This is a genomic window from Streptomyces sp. NPDC050548 (assembly GCF_044457385.1).
Taxonomy (GTDB): domain Bacteria; phylum Actinomycetota; class Actinomycetes; order Streptomycetales; family Streptomycetaceae; genus Streptomyces.
The window spans coordinates 279,431-298,279 of sequence record NZ_JBITGV010000015.1; the positions used below are offsets into that span (position 1 = coordinate 279,431).

The following is an 18,849-nucleotide window of genomic DNA, read 5'->3' on the forward strand; positions in this document are numbered from 1 at the left end:
AACCGGGCGGGGTCAGCGCTTGAGGCCGACTCCGCCGTACTGGTGCACCTCCGCGGGCAGGCCCCAGGCGCTGTCGTCGGGACGCCAGCGCGAGCACGACGCCACGCCCGGTTCGAGCAGTTCCAGCCCCTCGAAGAAGCCCGCGATCAGCTCGGGGCTGCGCAGGATGTACGGGATCGAACCGCCCTCGTTGTACTGCCGGATGGCGTCGACGTAGGCCGCGCTGGTGTCGGTGCTGTCGTACTGCACGAGATAGCTCCCGGCGGGCAGCGCCGCCACCAGTCGACGCACGATCGAGCGGGCCTCGTCGTAGTCCTCGATGTGGCCCAGGATGCCCATCAGCATGAGCGCGACGGGCTGGTCGAAGTCCAGCGTCTTGGCCGCCTCCCGCACGATGGTCTCGGGGTCGCGCAGGTCGGCGTCGACGTAGTTGGTGACGCCTTCCGGGGTGCTGGTGAGCAGGGCGCGGGCGTGTGCCAGGACCAGCGGGTCGTTGTCGACGTAGACGATGCGGCTCTCGGGGGCCACCCGCTGGGCGATCTCATGGGTGTTGTCCACGTTGGGCAGACCGGTGCCGATGTCCAGGAACTGCCGGATGCCCTCCTCGGCGGCCAGATGACGAACGGCGCGGGCGAGGAAGTAGCGGGCGGCGCGGGCCCCGGTCTCGATCCCGGGGAAGATCTCGCGGAAGGCGTCTCCGGCGACGCGGTCCACTTCGTAGTTGTCCTTGCCCCCTAACCAGTAGTTCCAGATCCGGGCCGACTGCGGCACGGTCGTATCGAACTTGGAGAGCGCGTCCTGCTCGGAGCCGGCTGCCTCGTCCGTCATGGTCACTCCTGTGTGTACGTGGTGAGAGCCACCGTGGTCGGAACCACCGTGGTGAGAGCCACGAAACCGTCGAACACCGGTCGTGGAGGCCCACGTTATTCCCCCGCGGCTCGACTCATGCGTCCCGCCGGTCCCAACCGCCCATGTTCGGCCGCCCGTTGGCTTGATTGCCACCTTGGGTGAACGGGAGTCAACGTTCTGCCGCGTGCCGCGTGAGGAATCCGATGAGCGCGGCCGTGGCGGCGAGGACCGCCACGCTGGTGAGAGCGGCGGGCAGCGAGTACCAGTCCGCCATGAAGCCGATGGCGGGCGGTCCCAGCAGCATGCCGCCGTAGCCGAGGGTGGAGGCGATGGCCACTCCGTCGGGTCCGGCCAGGGTGCCGGCGCGTTCCACGGCGACCGGGAAGAGGTTGGCGAGGCCGAGCCCGGTGATCACGAAGCCGAGGACGGCCGCCCACAGGGTGGGCGCGAGCGCGCCGAGCAGCATGCCCACGGCGGCGGTCGTGCCGCCCGACACGAGGGTGCGGGTCCGGCCGAGGCGTTCGAGCAGCCGGGTGCCGCTGAGCCGGCCGGCGGTCATGGCGAGCGCGAAGCAGGAGTAGCCGATGGCGGCGGCGCCGGCGGTGGCGTCGAGGTCCTGCTGCAGATGCAGGGCGCTCCAGTCGGCGAGGGCGCCTTCGCCGAAGGCCGTGCAGAGGGCGATCAGGCCGAAGGTGACGACGAGGCCGCGGGTACGGGTGTTCAGGCGGCGGGGTGGGGCCTCCTCCTTCGGCGCGTCCTCGTGCGGCGCCGGAGGCTGGAGCCGTAGCAGGGGGCGGCCGATCAGCACCGTGACGACGAGTCCGAGCACGGTGAGGCCGAACAGGTGCTGCGTGGGAGTCAGGCTTCCGGCGACCAGCCCGCCGAGGCCGGCGCCGACCATGCCGCCGAGGCTGAACGCGGCGTGGAAGCTGGGCATGATCGGCCGCCGCATGGCCCGGACCAGTTCGACCGCCGCGCTGTTGAACGCGACGTTGATCCCTCCGTAGGCGGCGCCGAAGACCAGCAGGACGAGGCCGAGGGTGAGCGCGGAGTGGGTGAGCGGGGGGAGGGAGACGCTGAGGGACAGCAACACCGCGCAGACGACGGTGACTTGGTGGTTGCCGTAACGGTGGCAGAGGCGGCCGGTGAGCATCATGGTGACGACGGCGCCGGCGGAGACGCCGAGAAGCGCGAGGCCGAGGGTGCCGGCGGAGGCGCCGGTCTGCTCCTTGACGGCGGGGATGCGGACGACCCACCCGGCGAAGATGAAGCCGTCGAGAGCGAAGAAGGCGGTGAGGACGGCTCGGAGGCGGGTGAGGTCGGTGGGGGTGCCTGGCACGGCGTTGTGCGTCCGGGGTTTGTTTATTTGCGGCACAAATTCAGGTTAGGTGGGTGCTGTGGCTGGGGCAAGGGAGTCGGGGCCGTCATCGTCGGCCTGGTCCATCGGGAGCGGGTGCACCTGGCCGCCGCCCTGCGTGCCGCGGATCATCACAGCGCATACGTCTCCGCCCCGCACACCTACGTCAAGACACCCCGCTGAACCGTCCCCGGCACGTGCGTCACTCCGTGCTGCGCAGGGCCAGCCAGGTCTCGCGGCCCACGATGCCGTCGGCGTCCAGCAGCCTGTCGCTCTGGAAGCTCCGCACCGCGGACTCGGTTCCGGCACCGAAGTCGCCGTCCACGCCTGTGCTCCCGACGTCGTACCCGCGCTTCGTCAGCATGCACTGCACCTGCAGCACGCGCTTGCCGCTCTCTCCCAGGCGCGTGCGTCCGTTGCCGTTGTAGTATGTGCAGTCCGAGATCCAGGCCGGGGTCGTGGGCTCGGTGGTGGGCGGACTGCTCGGAGACGACGAGGGAGTCGCGTCGGCCGAGGCGCTGGGATCGGCATCGGGAGCGGAGGGAGTGCCGTGCACCCCCGGTGCGGCGGAGCCGGAATCCCCGGGGTTCGCGGCCGGGTCGTTCGGGTTCGCGGCGCCGTCGACGCTCTTGCCGGACGCGGCTCTCGCGTCCGAGGCCCCGGGTATCGGTGACAGGAAGGTGCCGCCGGGCACGGTGCGGCCGGTGGTCGTGGCGGACCCCGGGGCGGAAGCGGCGGGCGGAGCGTCATGGCGACTGAGCACGAAGACCCCCGCGGCCACCGCGCAGACGGCGATGCCCACGGCGACGGCCCGTACCGACTTCCTCCGTGCCCAGGTGCCGACCCGGCTCTCCTGGGGGCGTGCCGATGGTGTCCCGGAGGCGGCGTCGGCGGCCACCACCGGTGGTTCGAGAACGGGCGGACCAGGTCGGCCGCCCTGTCCGGCCGGTGCCGACGGCATCGCCATCGGCCGTCCGTCCGGAGACCCTAATCGGGCCTGCGATGCGACGGGGAGGCGGTACAGCACCTCGTACGCCCGCTGCCGGGCCAGCAGTTGACCGGCGAGCGGCTCGGGCCACACGGTCGTTTCGGCGCGTTCCCCGGCGGCATCGGTCAAGTCCCGCCCTGTGGGCCGCCGTTCGGGCTCTTTGGCCAGGCAGGCGGTCAGCAGCGAGCCGAGTGCCGCGTCCGCGGCCGAGATCTCGGCGATCAGCTCGGGATCCGGCTCTTCGAACGCGACCCGGTGCATCACGTCGACTCCCGTACCGTCGCCGAACGGGGCACGCCCCGCCGCCGCGTACACCAGGGTCCCGGCGAGTGAGAACACGTCCGACGCCGTGTCGGATCTGCCGGTCCTCAGGTGTTCCGGCGACATGTAGGCCGGAGTCCCCACCCGGACACCCGTGCCGGTGATCGTGCTGGCGTCCATGGCCTTCGAAATGCCGAAGTCGATCACATGCGCGCCCCCGACGGACAGCAGCACGTTGGACGGCTTCAGATCCCGGTGCACGATCCCCGCGGTCGCGAGGTCGGCCAGCGCCTGCCCCAGCTCCGCCACCAGACGCCAGACCGCGGCCGTCTCCAGGGCGCCGTGCTCGCGGACGGCATGCGCGAGATCGAGCCCCGGGAGGTACTCGGTGGCCATCCACAGCAACTCGTCCTGGAAGCCCGTGCCGCACAGTCTCGGCGTGTGCGAGGTGCTGACCCGTTCGTGCACCGACGCTTCCCGCTCGAACCGGCGCCGGAAGCCCGGATCGTCCGCGTACTCGGGCCTGATCACCTTCACCGCGGCCAGACCGGGACCACCGTCCGCCGGACGCGCGAGATAGACCCGTCCCATACCGCCGCTGCCGAGCAGCGCGAGCGGCACATAGGGGCCGATGTGGTCCGGGTCGCCGAGGCGTAGGGGTGAGGCACCGGTCTGCCGCACTGCGGCGGCCTCGTTCGTTGCCAAGTCCGGTGGCATCGGCCGCTGTTCTGACAAGGAACCCCCGAAGTGATGTGCGCCGTACGTCAGTTCGGCCCCAAGGAGTCACGAGGCTAGCCGAGCGGTGGCGTACGTTCTGGGTTTCCCGTACTTCCGTCGGCGGCGGGGATGCGGACGACCCGTCCTCGGCGGTCGCGGGCAACCTTCTAACAAAATAATCATCAAAATTGTCAACAATTCTGGGCCTCCTTGCCTACAGTCAGGGACTCGAACGAGCCGCACATGCAACCCGCTGTACAAGGAGGTCTACGGGTGGAGTTCAACCGCAGAACCGTTATCCGTGGCGCCGCAGCCATGGCCGCGTTCGGAGTCGCCGAGGGTACGGCGGGCACGGCGTTCGCCGCCACCTCGTCGTCGAACAGCTCGTCGACCACGGCCTCGGCGTACTCGCTGGAGTTCGATTCCACCGCCTGGTCGTACGACGCGACCAACGACGTGTACTACCAGCTCGGGAAGGTGTACGTCACCAACCCGGCCGCGACGGACTACGAGCACCTGTCGATCTACGTGCCGGGCGCCTATCTGACGGCGACCGCGAACAGCGACGGGACGACGTACACCGCGAAGCTCAACCGGAAGGGCACCGTCGGCCAGTACTCGGGAGGCACGGCGCCGATCGTGATCCCGGTCAACACCCCCGGCTATGCCCAGCAGGCGCCGGCCACGTCCTACAGCTACACCGCCGTGTCGCAGTACCTCAAGGCCGGGCTCGTCTATGTGTGGCCGGGCCTGCGCGGCCGGGACAGCTCGACCAGCACGCGCTCCGACGCGGCCCCCTGGGGCGTGACCGACCTGAAGGCCGCGGTCCGGTTCCTCCGGTACAACGAGAGCGTCCTGCCCGGCAGCACGGACGACATCGTCCTGTTCGGCATGAGTGGCGGCGGTGCCCAGGACACCGTGGCGGGCACGTCCGGCGACAGCCCCCTGTACCACCCGTACCTGCGCACGATCGGCGCGGCGATGGAGGACGCCCACGGCCGCCCTCTCAGCGACGCGGTCGCCGGCGTCATGGCCTGGTGCCCGATCACCAATCTGGAAGAGGCCAACCTCTCCTACGAGTGGAACATGGGCCAGTTCGCCTCGACCGGCACGCGCGCGTCCGGCACCTGGACCAGCGCCTACTCGACGGACCTCGCGAAGGCCTGGCCCAAGTACGTCAACCGCCTGGGTCTGCGCGACGAGCACGGCAGGCGCCTGGAGCTGACCGAGTCCAGCAACGGCGTCTCGCTGGCGGGCAGTTACTACGACCACCTGATCGAGGTGATCACCACCTCGCTGAACCACTTCCTGTCGGACAACACCTTCCCGTACACGATCACGACGATGGGCGGGCCGCCCGGATCGGGCCAGACGGGAACCTCGACGACGTACGAGACGGTCGACGACTACATCGCCTACCTCAACACCGGCAGCACATGGGTCACTTACGACGCCACGACCAACACCGCCACGGTGTCCGGCCTCGAAGGCTTCGTCAACAGCCAGAAGAACGCGAACAAGCCGGTCGGCGCGTTCGACGGGTACTCGCGAGGGCAGGGCGAGAACAGCGTCTTCGCGATGGGGCTGGGCGTCCCCTCGCACTTCGCGCCGCTCACGCGTGACGTCATCGAGGCGAACGAGGCGACGTACGCCACGTACTCCGACTGGAACTCCGCCTACGGCGCCGCGGCCTACGACAGCGACTTCGCGAAGAAGGACAGCGTCGGCAAGGACATGGCCTGGCGGGCCGAGGCGTACAACCCGCTGTACTTCCTCTCGCCCGCCTTCGCCGGCTACCGGCAGTCGAAGGTGGCGCGCCACTGGCGCATCCGCACCGGCATCATGCAGGGCGACACGGCCAACACCACTGAGATCAACCTCCAGTTGGCCCTGCGGAACTACGGCATCCGCGACGTCGACTTCGCCACGGTGTGGGCCCTGGCGCACACCATGGCCGAGCGCACCGGCGACGCGACGACGAACTTCATCAGCTGGGTGGAGTCAATCGTCGAGAAGTGACGACCAGTTCGGACACTCCGGGTGCCTGACCGACGAGCCTCGTCGGTCAGGCACCCGGCCGCGTGTTGTCGGCGGAGGTCATCCAGCCGTGTGGCGCAGCCCGGCCAGGACCACGTCCGTGATCCGTTCCGCCTCGGTGCGGGTGAAGGGGCGCAGGCCGCGACTGACGTACAGGTGCACCGGCCCGGTCAGCAGCTCGGCGGCCGTATCGCCCTGGTCGGCGACGCCGCACACTGCGCGGCCCTGCTCTCCGGCCGGGGTACTTCACCGGCCCTCAGCGGCGCGCACTTCCTGGCCGAGGAACTCGACGAAGCGGCCGACGATCACACGGCGGCGTTCGAGCGCTACGAGCAACGCCGACGCCCCTACGTCGAGTTCGCCCTGACCCACGTCACGGACGGCGGCGAACTCATCGTGCCCTCCACACAGGAAGCACCGATGAGTTTCGTCGGCCGGGCCGGTCTACCAGGACGTACACCATCGAGCCACTGACCGGAGACCCATCATGACCACTCCCGCACACCCCGGCCGCATGCTGTTCCTGAACATTCCCGTGGTGGACCTGGAGCGCAGCAAGGCGTTCTTCGCCAAGCTCGGGTTCAGCTTCAACCCGAAGTTCACCGACGAGACCGCCACCTGCATGCTGGTCGGTGAGCAGGCCTTCGTCATGCTGCTCACCCGCGAGAAGTTCGCGGAGTTCGCGAAGCTGCCGCTGGCGGATCCCACCACGCACACGCTGGCGCTCTACTGCTTCAGCGTGTCGTCCCGCGAGGAGGTGGACGCGGTCAGCGCCGCCGCAGTCGCGGCGGGCGGCACCGAGGTGGACGGCGCCGAGGACTACGGCTTCATGTACTCACGCAGCTTCTACGACCTCGACGGCCACGGCTGGCAGGTCATGTGGATGGACCCGGCGGCGGCGGAGCAGGGCCCCGAGGAGTTCGCGGCCTCCACGCAGGACGCCGACGCCCAGGTCTGACACGAGAGGTCCGAACCCTCTTCCGGAGTCGGTGGCCCCCGGATGTCGAGAACGGGCCACCGACTCCGTCCCAGGGACAGCAGCGGTCGCCACCGGCCGCCACCGGCCGCACGAGGAAGAAGGAGAAGCCACCATGGCGATTCAGCGGATGGACAACGTCGGCATCGTCGTCGAGGACATGGACGCCGCCGTCGCGTTCTTCGTGGAACTCGGTATGGAACTGGAGGGCAGGGGAGAGGTCCAGGGCCTCTTCGCCGACCAGTGCACCGGACTCGACGGCGTCCACTGCGACATCGCGATGCTCCGGACCCCGGACGGCCACAGCCGGCTCGAACTCGCGAAGTACCGCGGCCCCGAGGCGATCGGCGACGGGCCGCGCGACCGGCCGCACAACATCCTGGGCACCCACCGCGTCATGTTCGCCGTCGACGACATCAAGGACACCGTCGCCCGCCTGCGCCCGCACGGCGGCGAACTCCTCGGCGAGATCGCCCGGTTCGAGGACATCTATCTGCTCTGCTACGTCCGCGGCCCGGCGGGCATCATCGTCGGACTGGCCGAGCAACTGGGCTGAGAAGAAAGGCGCACGGTGAACCGGCGCGGTACCCAGGAATGGTCGGGGGCCCGCCCCGCGTTGCCACGACCATGACGACGAACGCGCCCCGGCCCGAGGTATTGCGCTACACCGCCTTCTCCAGCGACCCCGCCGGCGGAAACCCCGCCGGCGTCGTTCTGGACGCCACCGCCCTGGCCGACAGCGAGATGCTGGCCATCGCCGCCGAGCTCGGATACTCGGAGTCCGCTTTCCTGACGGCACCCCCGGAGGGGCTCGGCGGTCCGGAGGGGCGGGCGTACCGCATCCGGTACTTCAGCCCCAAGTCCGAGGTGCCGTTCTGCGGGCACGCCACCGTCGCGACCGCCGTCGCCCTGGCCGAGCGGACCGGCACGGGAGAGCTGGTGTTCGCGACGCGCGCGGGCACCGTACCCGTGGAGGTGACCGAGGAGAACGGGACGCTCCGGGCCACCCTCACCAGCGTCGAACCGCACATCGAGGAGATCACCGACGCCGACCTCGACGAGGCGCTCGCCGCGCTCGACTGGCCGCGAGCCGATCTCGACCCCGCGTTCCCGCCCCGTATCGCCTTCGCCGGTGCCCGCCATCTCGTGCTCGCGGCGGCGACGCGGGCCCGACTCGCGGATCTCGCCTACGACTTCGGGCGCCTCGAAGCCCTGATGCACCAACTGGACCTGACCACGGTCCAGTTGGTGTGGCGGGAGTCGGCCACGGTCTTCCACGTCCGTGACCCCTTCCCCGTCGGAGGCGTCGTCGAGGATCCGGCGACGGGCGCGGCGGCCGCCGCGTTCGGTGCGTACGCGCGTGAACTCGGCCTGGTTTCCGAGGACTCCGTCCTCACACTGCACCAGGGCGAGGACCTGGGCCGCCCCGGCGAACTCACGGTGACGCTGCGCGCGGGCGACCCGCGTGTCCGCGTCGCCGGCGCGGGAGCACGCATCGACATCGGCTGAAGCACCGGCCGTCATGACGGTGCACATGTCCGTCCGTCCCCGGTGTTCGGTGACCGGCGAGCCGATACGCTGAACGACAGCCATGTCGGGGGCGGGGCTGGGGGCGTGGACATGGATCCGCGAATGCAGTTGTCGGTGGGCGGGTACGTCTGCGAGCGCGAGTTGGGCCGCGGCGGACAGGGCGTGGTGTGGCTCGCGCGGGACCGGGCGGGGCAGCAGGTCGTGGTGAAGTTCCTGCTGCCGGGCAAGGAGTACGACGAGGTCGCGCTCGCCCGGGTGCGCCGGGAGTTCGGCGCGGCGAGCCGGGTCGGTGAACTGGCCACGGCCCGGGTCCTCGACGCGGACCTCTCCGGCCGACACCCCTACATCGTCAGCGAGTTCGTCCCGGGTCCCACGATCCACCAGCATGTGGCCGCGGGCGGCCCGCTGTCCTCGGGGCGGCTGCAGTCCCTGGCGCTGGCCGTCGCGCACGCGCTGGCGCAGGTGCACCGGGCGGGTGTCGTGCACCGGGACATCAAACCGTCCAACATCCTGCTCTCCCCGGACGGACCGCGGATCATCGACTTCGGCATCGCCCGCGACGACCGCTTGTTGGAGTCGGCGCTCACCACACCGGGGAGTGTCCTCGGCTCACCCGCGTACATGTCACCCGAGCAGGTCAAATCCCTCCGCGTCACCAGCGCCACCGACGTGTTCTCCCTCGGCGGCACGCTCTACTTCGCCGCCACGGGGAGACACCCCTTCGAGGGGGAGAGCGACTACGAGGTGCTGGTCGCCGTGTCCACCCGCGACGCGGATCTCACGGCGGTACCGGAACCGGTCCGCTCGGCCATCGCCGACTGCCTCCGCAAGGACCCGGCGGAACGCCCCACCGCCGCCCAACTGATCACCCGGCTCGCGGAAGCGGCAGAAGCGGTGGAGGGGGCGGACCGTGCGCGCACGGAGACGAGCACGCCACCACCCGGAAACGGCGGCGAAAGCGGTGGCTCCCCTCCCGCTGCCGGTCCAGGCCCTTCCCCCGGCAGAAGCGCCAAACAGCTACGCCTGTGGGGCTTCGCGGCCGGCAGCGCCGCCGTGGCCGTGCTGCTCGCCGTCGTGCTCAGCACCACCTCGGGGGGATCGACGACGGAGAACGGCGGCCCGCGGACGTACGGCTCCGGGAGTTCCACCGGCTCCCAACCCCTCACGTACACCGACGACTTGACCGATTCGGGCGACTGGTCGTACAAGGACCCGACCCTGGCGACGATCACGCACAAGGGCGGGACCATGCTGGTGGATCCCAAGTCCGAGTTGGAGGTCTGGCCGCAGGCCCCCTTCGAGCCGTCGTCGTTCGCGGTACGGCTGAGCACCCAGACGGAGTGGTACGGCGGTGAGGGCGGGGTCGGGCTGTGGTGCGACGGCTCCGGGGACTATCGCAAGGGCTCTCGCTGGGCGACCTATCTGACGACGGATCAGGAAGCCCTGATCGTGCGCGAGTTCAGATACAAGGGAGCCTTCCAGCACGACCGGGTCGTCGAGGTCAACCTCGCGGACCTGGGCCTGGAAGTGGACAGCCGGCAGCAGGTCGACATGTCTATGACCTGTTCCTCGGCCGGTACGGGCCGGATCAAGGTGGAACTCGCCGTCAACGGCACCCGGGTCGCCTCGTACACCGGCGTCGCCTTCGACGCGCGCGGCTGCGGTGTGGCCGCCTTCCACTACAGCGCGACCGACCCGAAGGGCACGGCCTTCCACGCGGGCTTCGAGCGCTTCATCGCGTCCGGACTGGCGGTGAACTGAAGCCGGTGCGGTCGGTGAGCGGCCCCCCGACCGACCTGATCCCTGGTTCTTGCCCAGCTCTTCCCTTCCCTTGATGAACCTCGACGGCTCCTTTCACCTCTACGACATGTAGGAGAGGTTGCCCCGGCATGAACCGCCGGCCGACGAGGGCGGAACGAGGAGGAGAAGGACGCCATGGATGACGGTCCCCGCTCCGGCGCCGGTCTGCGACTGCGGCGCCGCGACGCGCCCGCCACCGCCGGGCCGCCGCTGACCCGGCCTCTCGCCACCGGGCCCGCCGCGCCGCAGCAACTGCACCGGGGGATGACACTGATCGCCACGATCAGCCTGTTCATCGGCACCCGCGACGCCTGGACCAGGGCGATGACCTCCCGCCCGCCCGTCGCCGGAATCATCTCCGTCTGCTACGCCGGGATCCTCGTCGCCGGAGTCCTGGCCCTCACCACCCGCACCCGCCGCGCCCTGACCAGGGTCGACGCGGGAGTGCTGGTCCTGGCCGTCGTGCTGGTGCTCTGCGGCTACTGGCTCAACCACGCCGGCACCGACGAGGGCGTGCTCACCGCGCAGGCCGCCAACCAGATCCTGCACGGCCACCCCGTCTACGGCCAGCCCTGGCCCTGGCTCTTCGACTCCTCGAACGTCGGCATCACCAAGACCATGTCGGGCGGCGCCGACTACACCTACGGCTACCCACCGCTGACCGCACTGCTCGCCGCCCCCGTGCACGCCGTGATCCACTCCACGGCCGCCGCCACCCTCGTCACCACCGGCGCGCTCCTCGCGGGCGCCGTCCTGCTGTGGCTGCTGCTCCCGGCCCCCTGGCGGTCCGCCGCCACCGCCGTGTGCCTGGGCTTCGGCTTCCTCCCCGGCTACGCCTACTCCGGCTACCCGGCCGTCCTCGCCCTGGTGCTCCTGATCCCGGTGGTGGTGAGGTGGCCCGACACCGGAGCCGGCGGCCGGCTCGGACTCCCCGGAGTGCTCCAGGCCCTCTGCCTCGGCGCGGCTTGCGCCACCCAGCAACTCGCCTGGTTCCTCACGCCGTTCCTCCTCGTCGGCCTCTACGCCGTCCGCCGCGGCGACCTCGGCACCCGGCTCGCCCTCGGCGTCGTCGCCCGCTACACCGGCACCGCCGCGCTCACCTGGGCCGCGATCAACGCCTACTTCGCCGCCGAGGACTTCTCCAGCTGGCTGCACGGACTGCTGCTGCCGATCACCCAGAAGGCGATCCTGCACGGCCAGGGCCTGATGGGGATCTCGTACTACTTCACCGCGGGCAGCAGGCACCTCGACTACTACTCCTACGGCAGTCTTCTGCTGCTGTTCGGCCTGCTCGCCGCCACGCTGCTGTTCGTACGGCGGCTGGGTCCGGCGATCACCGTGCTGCCCTGGCTGAGCTTTTACCTGGCCACCCGGTCCCAGGACGGCTACTTCCTGATGATGACCCCGCTGTGGCTCGCGGCGGCGGCCACCGTCCCCGCCTCCGCGCTGGCCTCGGCCTGGCAGCCCCGCATCCCGCGCCTGACCGCACGCCCGGCCCGGGCCGTGCTCGCGGCGGGGCTGCTCGCGCCCGCCGTCGTGTGTGTGACGATCGCCGCGGCCGGTCCGCCGCCGCTGCGCATGAACGTCACGGCGGACATCGTGGAGCGCTCCGGGCACCGTGACATCACGCGGCTCGTCGCGCGGGTCGTCAACACGACCGGCACCCGGCTCACCCCTCACTTCGCCAGCCGCCTGGGGCAGGGCGCCTCCGACTGGTGGACCGTCTCAGGCGGCCCGCAGTCCCTCGCCCCGCACGCCTCGGCGACGTATGTCGTGAAGCCGCCCGGCGGTCTCCGGCGGGTACCTGGCGGCTCGCATCCGCGCTTCTATCTCATCGCCGTCACCGGTACCCCGATGACCATCACCACCGTCCGCATTCCGACCAGTTGACCGACCTTGACGCAAAATGAAAGTCCGTAAATGAGAAAGCCCCTGCGGTGTTCTCATCAGAGATTGTTATATTGCGCAACCACGCAAGCGAGTCGGGAACCCCGCCTCGTCCGACCTGACATGGCCGCGCGCCCCTGGCCGCAGCACCGACGGCCTGAACGGCCCGACCGTTTTGTGGGAGTGCCAGATGACCGACCTCGGGGACGGCCCCGTGGGACACGCCACGCGCAGCCGCACACGAGGGGTGCCCAGACAGCGGGAGGGCGAGGCCGACGAGCCGCTGCCCACCGGTGGCCGGGCCGCCTCCCGCGCCGCGGCCCGTCAGGCGCCGCGCGGCGGATCCCGTGCGGCCGGCCGTGCGGCCTCGCGTCGCAAGCAGGCCCCGCGCGGCAGGCGGGTGTTGAAGATCACCGCGATATCCCTGTCGGTGCTGATCATGGTCACCGCGGGCGTCGGCTGGTGGTTCTACGAGCACCTGAACGGCAACATCAACAGCGTCCCGATCGATGACGCCGCGGGCGGCAAGGAGAAGGCCGACGCCTTCGGCCGTACGCCGATCAACCTCCTGGTGATGGGCAGCGACGCACGGACGAGCGCGACCGACTGCAAGCTCGGCGGCGGCTGTTCGCAGACCGGCGTGCAGACCGGCAACGGCAACGCGGACGTGGAGATGGTGGTGCACATCTCGGCCGACCGCTCCAACGCCACCGTGATGAGCATCCCGCGCGACACCATGACCAACATCCCCGCCTGCAAGGACCCGGACAGCGGTCAGTCGGCGGCCGCCCACTACGGGCAGATCAACAGCGCGCTCCAGTACGGGCAGGAATGCCAGGTCAAGACCGTGCACGCGCTCACCGGCATCACCATCGACCACTTCGTGCAGATGGACTTCTCCGGTGTGGTGAAGATGTCCGACGCGGTCGGCGGTGTCTCGGTGTGCGTCGACGCCGACGTCTACGACACCTACTCCCACCTGAAGCTCGCCAAGGGCACCCACACGCTCAAGGGCACCGCGGCGCTGGAGTTCGTGCGCTCCCGGCACGGTTTCGGCGACGGCAGCGACCTCGGCCGTACCGTCTCCCAGCACATCTTCCTCAGCGCGATGATCCGCAAGTTCAAGAGCGCCGGCACCCTCACCAATCCCTCGGCCGTCTACAACCTGGCCGACGCCGCCACCAAGGCGCTCACCGTCGACACGGGCCTCGGTACCGTCAAGAAACTCATCGGGCTCGCCGCGGACCTGGACAAGGTCCCGACGAAGCGCATGACGTTCACCACGATGCAGACCGGCGCCGACCCGACCAACGCCAACCGGGTCGTGCCCGCCGCCGCGGCGAAGAGCCTGTTCGCGACGATCGCCAACGACCAGTCGCTGACCGACTCGTCCGGCAAGAAGTCCTCGGCGGCCACCGCGACCGCCACGGCAGCCGCCGTGCCCGCCGCGCAGATCGCCGTCACGGTGGAGAACGGCACCGGCATCAGCGGCCGTGCCTCCACCGTCGCCTCCGGCCTCATAGACGGCGGCTTCAGCTCCGACACCACCACCGGCAACGCCTCCGCCGGCGCGACCACGACCACCCTCACCTACGGCACCGGACAGAAGGCCGAGGCCCAGACCGTGGCCAAGGCGATCGGCCTCGGCTCCTCGCATCTCAAGCAGGGCACCGGCACCGGTCTGACCCTGGTGATCGGCACGGACTGGCCCAGCGGCACGACGCTCCCCGGAGGCTCCTCGTCCCCGGCCCCGGCCGACACCAAGGCGGCCACCAGCAACGCCAAGGCCGCGACCGCCGACCAGTCGAAGTGCGCCGAGGTCAGCACCTACAAGACGGTCAGTCTCAACGGCGTCGCGATGACCCCGACCCAGGCGTACCGGGCGGCGACGAACAAGAAGGACTCGGCGTCCTGACCGAGAGCCAGCCGGCGGCGGTCCAGGTGATGCGCGGGGGATCGACCCGCGCGCACAACGGGCCGCCGTTCGCGTCGGTCAACCCGAGACGGCCGACGAGCAGACCGTCGCGCGCGGCGGCGGCGAGGACGTCGGCGGGCACGGAGTCGAGCATGAGCTTGGCGCGCCGGAACATCGTGAAGACCCCGGCCCCGTCGACCGTCCCCCAGGACAGATAGACGAACCGCAGACCCATCCGGTGCTGCACATAGGGGCCCGTGACCACGACGCCGTCCGGTGTGACCTCCGTCGCGCACTCCAGCGTCCAGGTCGCGGACGCGGCGTCCCCCGGCTGCGGATCGAGGAGTTCGGCCGGCCGGTCCCGGCGCTGTACGGCGACGTGGACGTCGTCGTACGTCGCGACGGGCTTGTCGGCGGGGGCGGGGAAGGTACGGCCGGGCAGGTCGACAGCGTCGATGCGGAGGTGCATACGGGCCATCATGCCGCGCCCGCCCCTCCGTACCCTCAGTCGATCAAGGGGAAGTGGCAGGCGGTCCGGCGGCCGGACGCCGTCACGGTCAGCCGCGGGCGTTCCAGCGCACACCGCTCACGCGCGTAGGGGCAGCGGGTGCGGAACGGGCATCCCGTCGGCTTGTCCACCGGGTTGGGCACCTCGCCGGTCAGCACGATCCGTTCCCGCTGCGGCGCGTCCGCACCGTCGTCGATGTCCGGGACCGCCGACAACAACGCCTGTGTGTAGGGATGCGCGGGCTCCTTGTACAGGGCCTCCGTCTCACCGAGTTCGACGATCTCGCCGAGGTACATGACCGCGATCCGGTCCGACACGTGCCGGACCACCCCGAGGTCGTGCGCGATGAAGACATAGGTGAGCGCGAACTCCTCCTGGAGATCCGCGAACAGGTTCAACACCTGTGCCTGGATGGACACATCGAGCGCGGACACCGGTTCGTCCGCGACGATCAGCTTCGGGTTCGTCGCCAACGCCCGCGCGATACCGATGCGTTGCCGCTGCCCGCCGGAGAACTCGTGCGGATAGCGGTCCAGATGGGCGGCCGCCAGGCCTACGACGTCGAAGAGTTCGGCGACCCGACGGCGTACGGCGGCGGCGTCGCCGTACCGGTGGACGAGCAGCGGCTCCGCCACGATGTCCCCGGCACGGCGGCGCGGGTTCAGCGAGGCCTGCGGGTCCTGGAACACCAGCTGCATCCCCGGACGTACGGGACGCAGCCGCCGCGTGGACAGCGTGCTGATGTCCTGGCCGTCGAACTCGACCCGGCCGCCGGTGAGTTCGGTGAGCCGGACCAAGCAGCGGCCGAGCGTCGACTTGCCGCAGCCCGACTCGCCGACGATGCCGAGCGTCTCACCGCCGCGTACCTCCAGCGACACCCCGTCCACGGCCCGCAGCACCCTGCGGTGCCGGGAGAAGCCGTCGGCGCGCAGGGGATAGTGCTTGGTGACGTCGGAGGCGCGCAGCAGCACCTCTGACGGTGTCGTTGGCGCGATCACGGTGTCGCCTCTCGTTCCAGGTCCGGTACGTCCGTCGCCGCGGCCCGTGCGGTCAGGCGCAGCGAGGCGCGGTCGTCCTCGGGAAGCCAGCAGGCGTCGCGGTGCGCGCTGCCGCCGAAGTCCCTCAACTCCGGTCGCTCCTCGCACTGTTCGTGCCGCAACCGGCACCGGGGCGCGAACGCGCACCCCGCCGGCAGGTTCCCCGGCGCCACCGGCATTCCCGCGATGGTGGGCAGCCGCCGCAGCCGGGGCCCGCCCACGCGGGGTACCGAGTCGAGCAGCCCCCAGGTGTACGGGTGCCGCGGCCCGTGGAACACCGCCCGGCGCGGGCCCTCCTCGGCCGCCCGGCCGCCGTACATGACCAGGACCCGGTCGGCGATCTGCGAGATCACGCCCATGTCGTGGGTGATGAGGACGACCGCCGAGCCCTCCGCGTTCAACTCCCGCATCAGGTCGAGTATTTGGGCCTGGACGGTGACGTCCAGCGCCGTGGTCGGTTCGTCGGCGATCAGCAGGGCGGGGCCGCAGGAGAGGGCCATCGCGATGACCGCGCGCTGTCGCATGCCGCCGGAGAACTCGTGCGGGTACGCGTTCGCGCGGGAGGCCGCGTCGGGGATGCCCACGTCGGAGAGCAGACCGACGGCACGCGCGTGGGCCTCCTTGCGGGACACCTTCTCGTGCGCCCGGATCTGCTCGGCGATCTGCCAGCCCACGGTGTACACGGGCGTGAGCGCGGTCATCGGGTCCTGGAAGACCATGGCGATCTCCCGGCCCCGTACCGCCCGCATCTCCTTGTCGGGGAGGGTGAGCAAGTCCCGCCCACGGAAGTGGACTTGGCCCTCTACGGTCACGTTGGGACTGGTCAGCAGGCGGAGCACGGCCAGCATCGAGACGCTCTTGCCCGAGCCCGACTCGCCCACCACGCCCAGGATTTCACCGGGCGCCACCGAGAAGGACAGACCGTCGACGACGGTGACAGAGCCTCGGCGGGTGCGGAAGGACACCCTCAAGTCGCGTACGTCCAGCAGGGGTTGGTCAGGCATGGCGGGCCCTCGGGTCGAGTCGGGCGTACAGGATGTCCACCAGGGCGTTGGCGAGGACCACGAAGAACGCCGCGTACAGGACCGTGCCCATGATCACGGGCAGGTCCAGGTTCTGGAGGGCGTCGAAGGTGAGCTTGCCGATGCCGGGGAGGCCGAAGACCACCTCGGTGAGCAGTGCGGCGCCCCCCACCAGCGCACCGAAGTCCAGGCCGAACAGCGACACGATCGGGATCAGCGAGCAGCGCAGGGCGTGGCGGATCAGGATGCGCCGTTCCGAGAGACCCTTGGCGCGCGCGGTGCGGACGTAGTCCTCGTTCAGTGCGGTGACGACCTCGCCGCGCAGCAGGCGGGCGTAGATCCCGGCGTACAGCAGCGCGAGCGTCAGCCAGGGGAAGAGGAGGCGCAGCGCCCATTGGCCGGGGTGGGCGAGGCCGACGTAGCCCGGTGGCGGCACCCAGGAGAATACCGAACTGTGCAGCTGCTTCTGGGTGATGAGGTTGACGACCTCACCGAGCCAGTAGGCCGGCAGCGAGACCCCGATCACGCCGACGAGCATGATCAGCGGGTCGGCCGCCTTGCCGCGCAGGGCAGCTGCGGCCGTGCCCATGACGATGCCCGCCGTCATCCAGATCAGTGCCGCACCGATGACCAGCGAGAGGGTCACCGGTGTGGCCTGCACGATCTGCGGGATGACGCGGGAGCCGCGGTTGACGAACGACTCCAGGTCGCGGTCGATCAGCAGGTGCCGCATCATCAGCAAGTAGCGGACGGGCATGGGCCGGTCGAGGCCGAACGAGTGCCGCACCTGGGCGAGCGTCGCCGGGTCGGCGTTACGACCCGCGATACGCGCGGCCGGGTCGACTCCCGGTGTGGCGAAGAAGATCAGGAAGACCAGCACACTGATCGCGAACATCACCAGCAGGGCGGACGCGAAGCGTTTGACGATGAACTGGAGCATGACTCTCACACCCCTCCGCGCAGCCGGGCGCCCGGGTCGAGCGCGTCGCGCACGCCGTCGCCGAGGACGTTGAGCGCCGCCGTGGTCAGCGCGATCAGCAGGCCGGGCGCGATCGTCACGGCGGGGCGGGTGTAGAGCAGCCCGAGTCCGTCCTCGATGATCGTGCCCCAACTGGCGTCCGGCGGCTGGACCCCGACCGACAGGAAGGACAGCGCCGACTCGGTCAGCATGGCCAGCGCGGTCATCAGCGGCACGAAGACGATCGCCGTCGGGAGGACATTCGGCAGCACCTCACGGCGCAGGATGCGTACGGTCGGCGCCCCGGAGCCGATGGCCGCCTGGATGTACTCCTTGTTGCGCAGCACCAGCACCTGACCGCGCAACGGGCGTGCGACGTACGGGACATAGATCGCCGCGATGATCGAGACGGGCAGCCAGAGACTCCCCGCCTCGACGGTGAGCGGGCCGAGGTGCAGTCCGTCGGTGAGGAGTACGACGGAGAGGCAGATCGCGAGCAGGTACACCGGGAAGGCCCAAATGACGTCCAGGACACGGGAGATGACGGCGTCCACGACACCGCCCGCGTACCCGGCGACGACTCCGACGACCGTACCGAGGGCGCAGGTGAGCAGCGCCGCCGTGAACCCGATGAACAGGCTCGTCCGGCCGCCGTAGAGCAGCCGGGCCATGACGTCGCGGCCCTGGTTGTCGGCGCCGAGGAAGTAGTGGGCGGGGTCCCAGGTCGGGCCGATCGGGGTGACGCCGAGGCCGAGGCCGGTGCTGCTCGGGGTGAGCACCGGCACGGTCTTGCCGTCGACGACCGTGGAGCCGGAGACATGGGACTGGAAGGGGTCGGTGTGGGCGATGTGGTGCGCGTACAGCGGCGCGCACAGGGTCGCCAGGACGACCAGGAGGAGGACTGCGGCCGCGGGGGGGGGGGGGGGGGGGGGGGGGGGGGGGGGGGGGCGGCGGGGCGCCGGGGGGGGGGGGGCGGGCGGGGGGGCCGGGGCGGGGCGCGGCGGCGC

The 18,849-nt window shown here is 70.5% G+C and carries 16 protein-coding genes; 8 read left to right on the forward strand and 8 right to left on the reverse strand.

The genetic code is table 11. From position 1 onward, the window contains the following. Positions 1–12: 12 nt before the first annotated feature. From ACIBJH_RS35175 to ACIBJH_RS35185, 3 genes are all read right to left on the reverse strand, one after another. Positions 13–828 (reverse strand): SAM-dependent methyltransferase, encoded by an 816-nt coding sequence (locus ACIBJH_RS35175; RefSeq protein WP_399120974.1) that lies wholly within the window; start codon positions 826–828, stop codon positions 13–15. A 190-nt stretch (positions 829–1,018) separates the two neighbouring features. Beyond that, positions 1,019–2,188, reverse strand: a complete 1,170-nt coding sequence (locus ACIBJH_RS35180; protein WP_399120975.1) for an MFS transporter — start codon at positions 2,186–2,188, stop codon at positions 1,019–1,021. Positions 2,189–2,408: 220 nt separating this feature from the next. Beyond that, positions 2,409–4,172 (reverse strand): protein kinase, encoded by a 1,764-nt coding sequence (locus ACIBJH_RS35185; RefSeq protein WP_399120976.1) that lies wholly within the window; start codon positions 4,170–4,172, stop codon positions 2,409–2,411. A 315-nt stretch (positions 4,173–4,487) separates the two neighbouring features. Between ACIBJH_RS35185 and ACIBJH_RS35190 the strand changes: the two genes are divergently transcribed. The 8 genes from ACIBJH_RS35190 to ACIBJH_RS35225 all read left to right on the forward strand — a co-directional run bounded on the left by ACIBJH_RS35190 (position 4,488) and on the right by ACIBJH_RS35225 (position 14,317). Next, positions 4,488–6,191, forward strand: coding sequence for an esterase (locus ACIBJH_RS35190; RefSeq protein ID WP_399120977.1), 1,704 nt, complete (start codon positions 4,488–4,490; stop codon positions 6,189–6,191). A 90-nt stretch (positions 6,192–6,281) separates the two neighbouring features. Then, positions 6,282–6,683, forward strand: a complete 402-nt coding sequence (locus tag ACIBJH_RS35195; RefSeq protein WP_399120978.1) for a hypothetical protein — start codon at positions 6,282–6,284, stop codon at positions 6,681–6,683. 13 nt (positions 6,684–6,696) lie between these two features. Beyond that, a complete protein-coding gene (locus ACIBJH_RS35200) occupies positions 6,697–7,167 on the forward strand; it encodes a VOC family protein (RefSeq protein WP_399120979.1) in 471 nt (156 codons plus the stop codon). Positions 7,168–7,300: 133 nt separating this feature from the next. Continuing rightward, a complete protein-coding gene (locus ACIBJH_RS35205; RefSeq protein WP_399120980.1) occupies positions 7,301–7,741 on the forward strand; it encodes a VOC family protein in 441 nt (146 codons plus the stop codon). A gap of 71 nt (positions 7,742–7,812) precedes the next feature. Continuing rightward, entirely contained in the window at positions 7,813–8,694 is an 882-nt protein-coding gene (locus ACIBJH_RS35210) for a PhzF family phenazine biosynthesis protein (RefSeq protein WP_399120981.1), read from the forward strand. Between the two features lie 111 nt (positions 8,695–8,805). Then, positions 8,806–10,476 (forward strand): serine/threonine-protein kinase, encoded by a 1,671-nt coding sequence (locus ACIBJH_RS35215; RefSeq protein ID WP_399120982.1) that lies wholly within the window; start codon positions 8,806–8,808, stop codon positions 10,474–10,476. A 174-nt stretch (positions 10,477–10,650) separates the two neighbouring features. After that, the gene (locus ACIBJH_RS35220) at positions 10,651–12,405 is read left to right on the forward strand and encodes a hypothetical protein (protein ID WP_399120983.1); all 1,755 of its coding nucleotides are present in this window, start codon (positions 10,651–10,653) and stop codon (positions 12,403–12,405) included. Between the two features lie 187 nt (positions 12,406–12,592). Beyond that, complete coding sequence (locus ACIBJH_RS35225; protein WP_399120984.1) at positions 12,593–14,317, forward strand: LCP family protein; 1,725 nt, start codon at positions 12,593–12,595, stop codon at positions 14,315–14,317. Here the strand turns inward: ACIBJH_RS35225 and ACIBJH_RS35230 are convergent. From ACIBJH_RS35230 to ACIBJH_RS35250, 5 genes are read right to left on the reverse strand one after another with little or no spacing between them, the layout of a single operon-like run. Further along, positions 14,247–14,798 carry a DUF5990 family protein gene (locus ACIBJH_RS35230; RefSeq protein WP_399120985.1) on the reverse strand — a complete coding sequence of 184 codons (552 nt, stop codon included), beginning with the start codon at positions 14,796–14,798 and terminating at the stop codon, positions 14,247–14,249. The two genes, ACIBJH_RS35225 and ACIBJH_RS35230, sit on opposite strands and share 71 nt — an antisense overlap. Positions 14,799–14,821: 23 nt before the next feature. Next, a complete protein-coding gene (locus ACIBJH_RS35235) occupies positions 14,822–15,796 on the reverse strand; it encodes an ABC transporter ATP-binding protein (RefSeq protein WP_399120999.1) in 975 nt (324 codons plus the stop codon). 23 nt (positions 15,797–15,819) lie between these two features. Beyond that, positions 15,820–16,866, reverse strand: a complete 1,047-nt coding sequence (locus ACIBJH_RS35240) for an ABC transporter ATP-binding protein (protein WP_399120987.1) — start codon at positions 16,864–16,866, stop codon at positions 15,820–15,822. Beyond that, complete coding sequence (locus ACIBJH_RS35245) at positions 16,859–17,824, reverse strand: ABC transporter permease (RefSeq protein ID WP_399120988.1); 966 nt, start codon at positions 17,822–17,824, stop codon at positions 16,859–16,861. The genes ACIBJH_RS35240 and ACIBJH_RS35245 overlap by 8 nt, the downstream gene beginning before the upstream one ends. Positions 17,825–17,829: 5 nt before the next feature. Beyond that, complete coding sequence (locus ACIBJH_RS35250) at positions 17,830–18,627, reverse strand: ABC transporter permease (RefSeq protein ID WP_399120989.1); 798 nt, start codon at positions 18,625–18,627, stop codon at positions 17,830–17,832. Between the last annotated feature and the right edge of the window lie 222 nt (positions 18,628–18,849).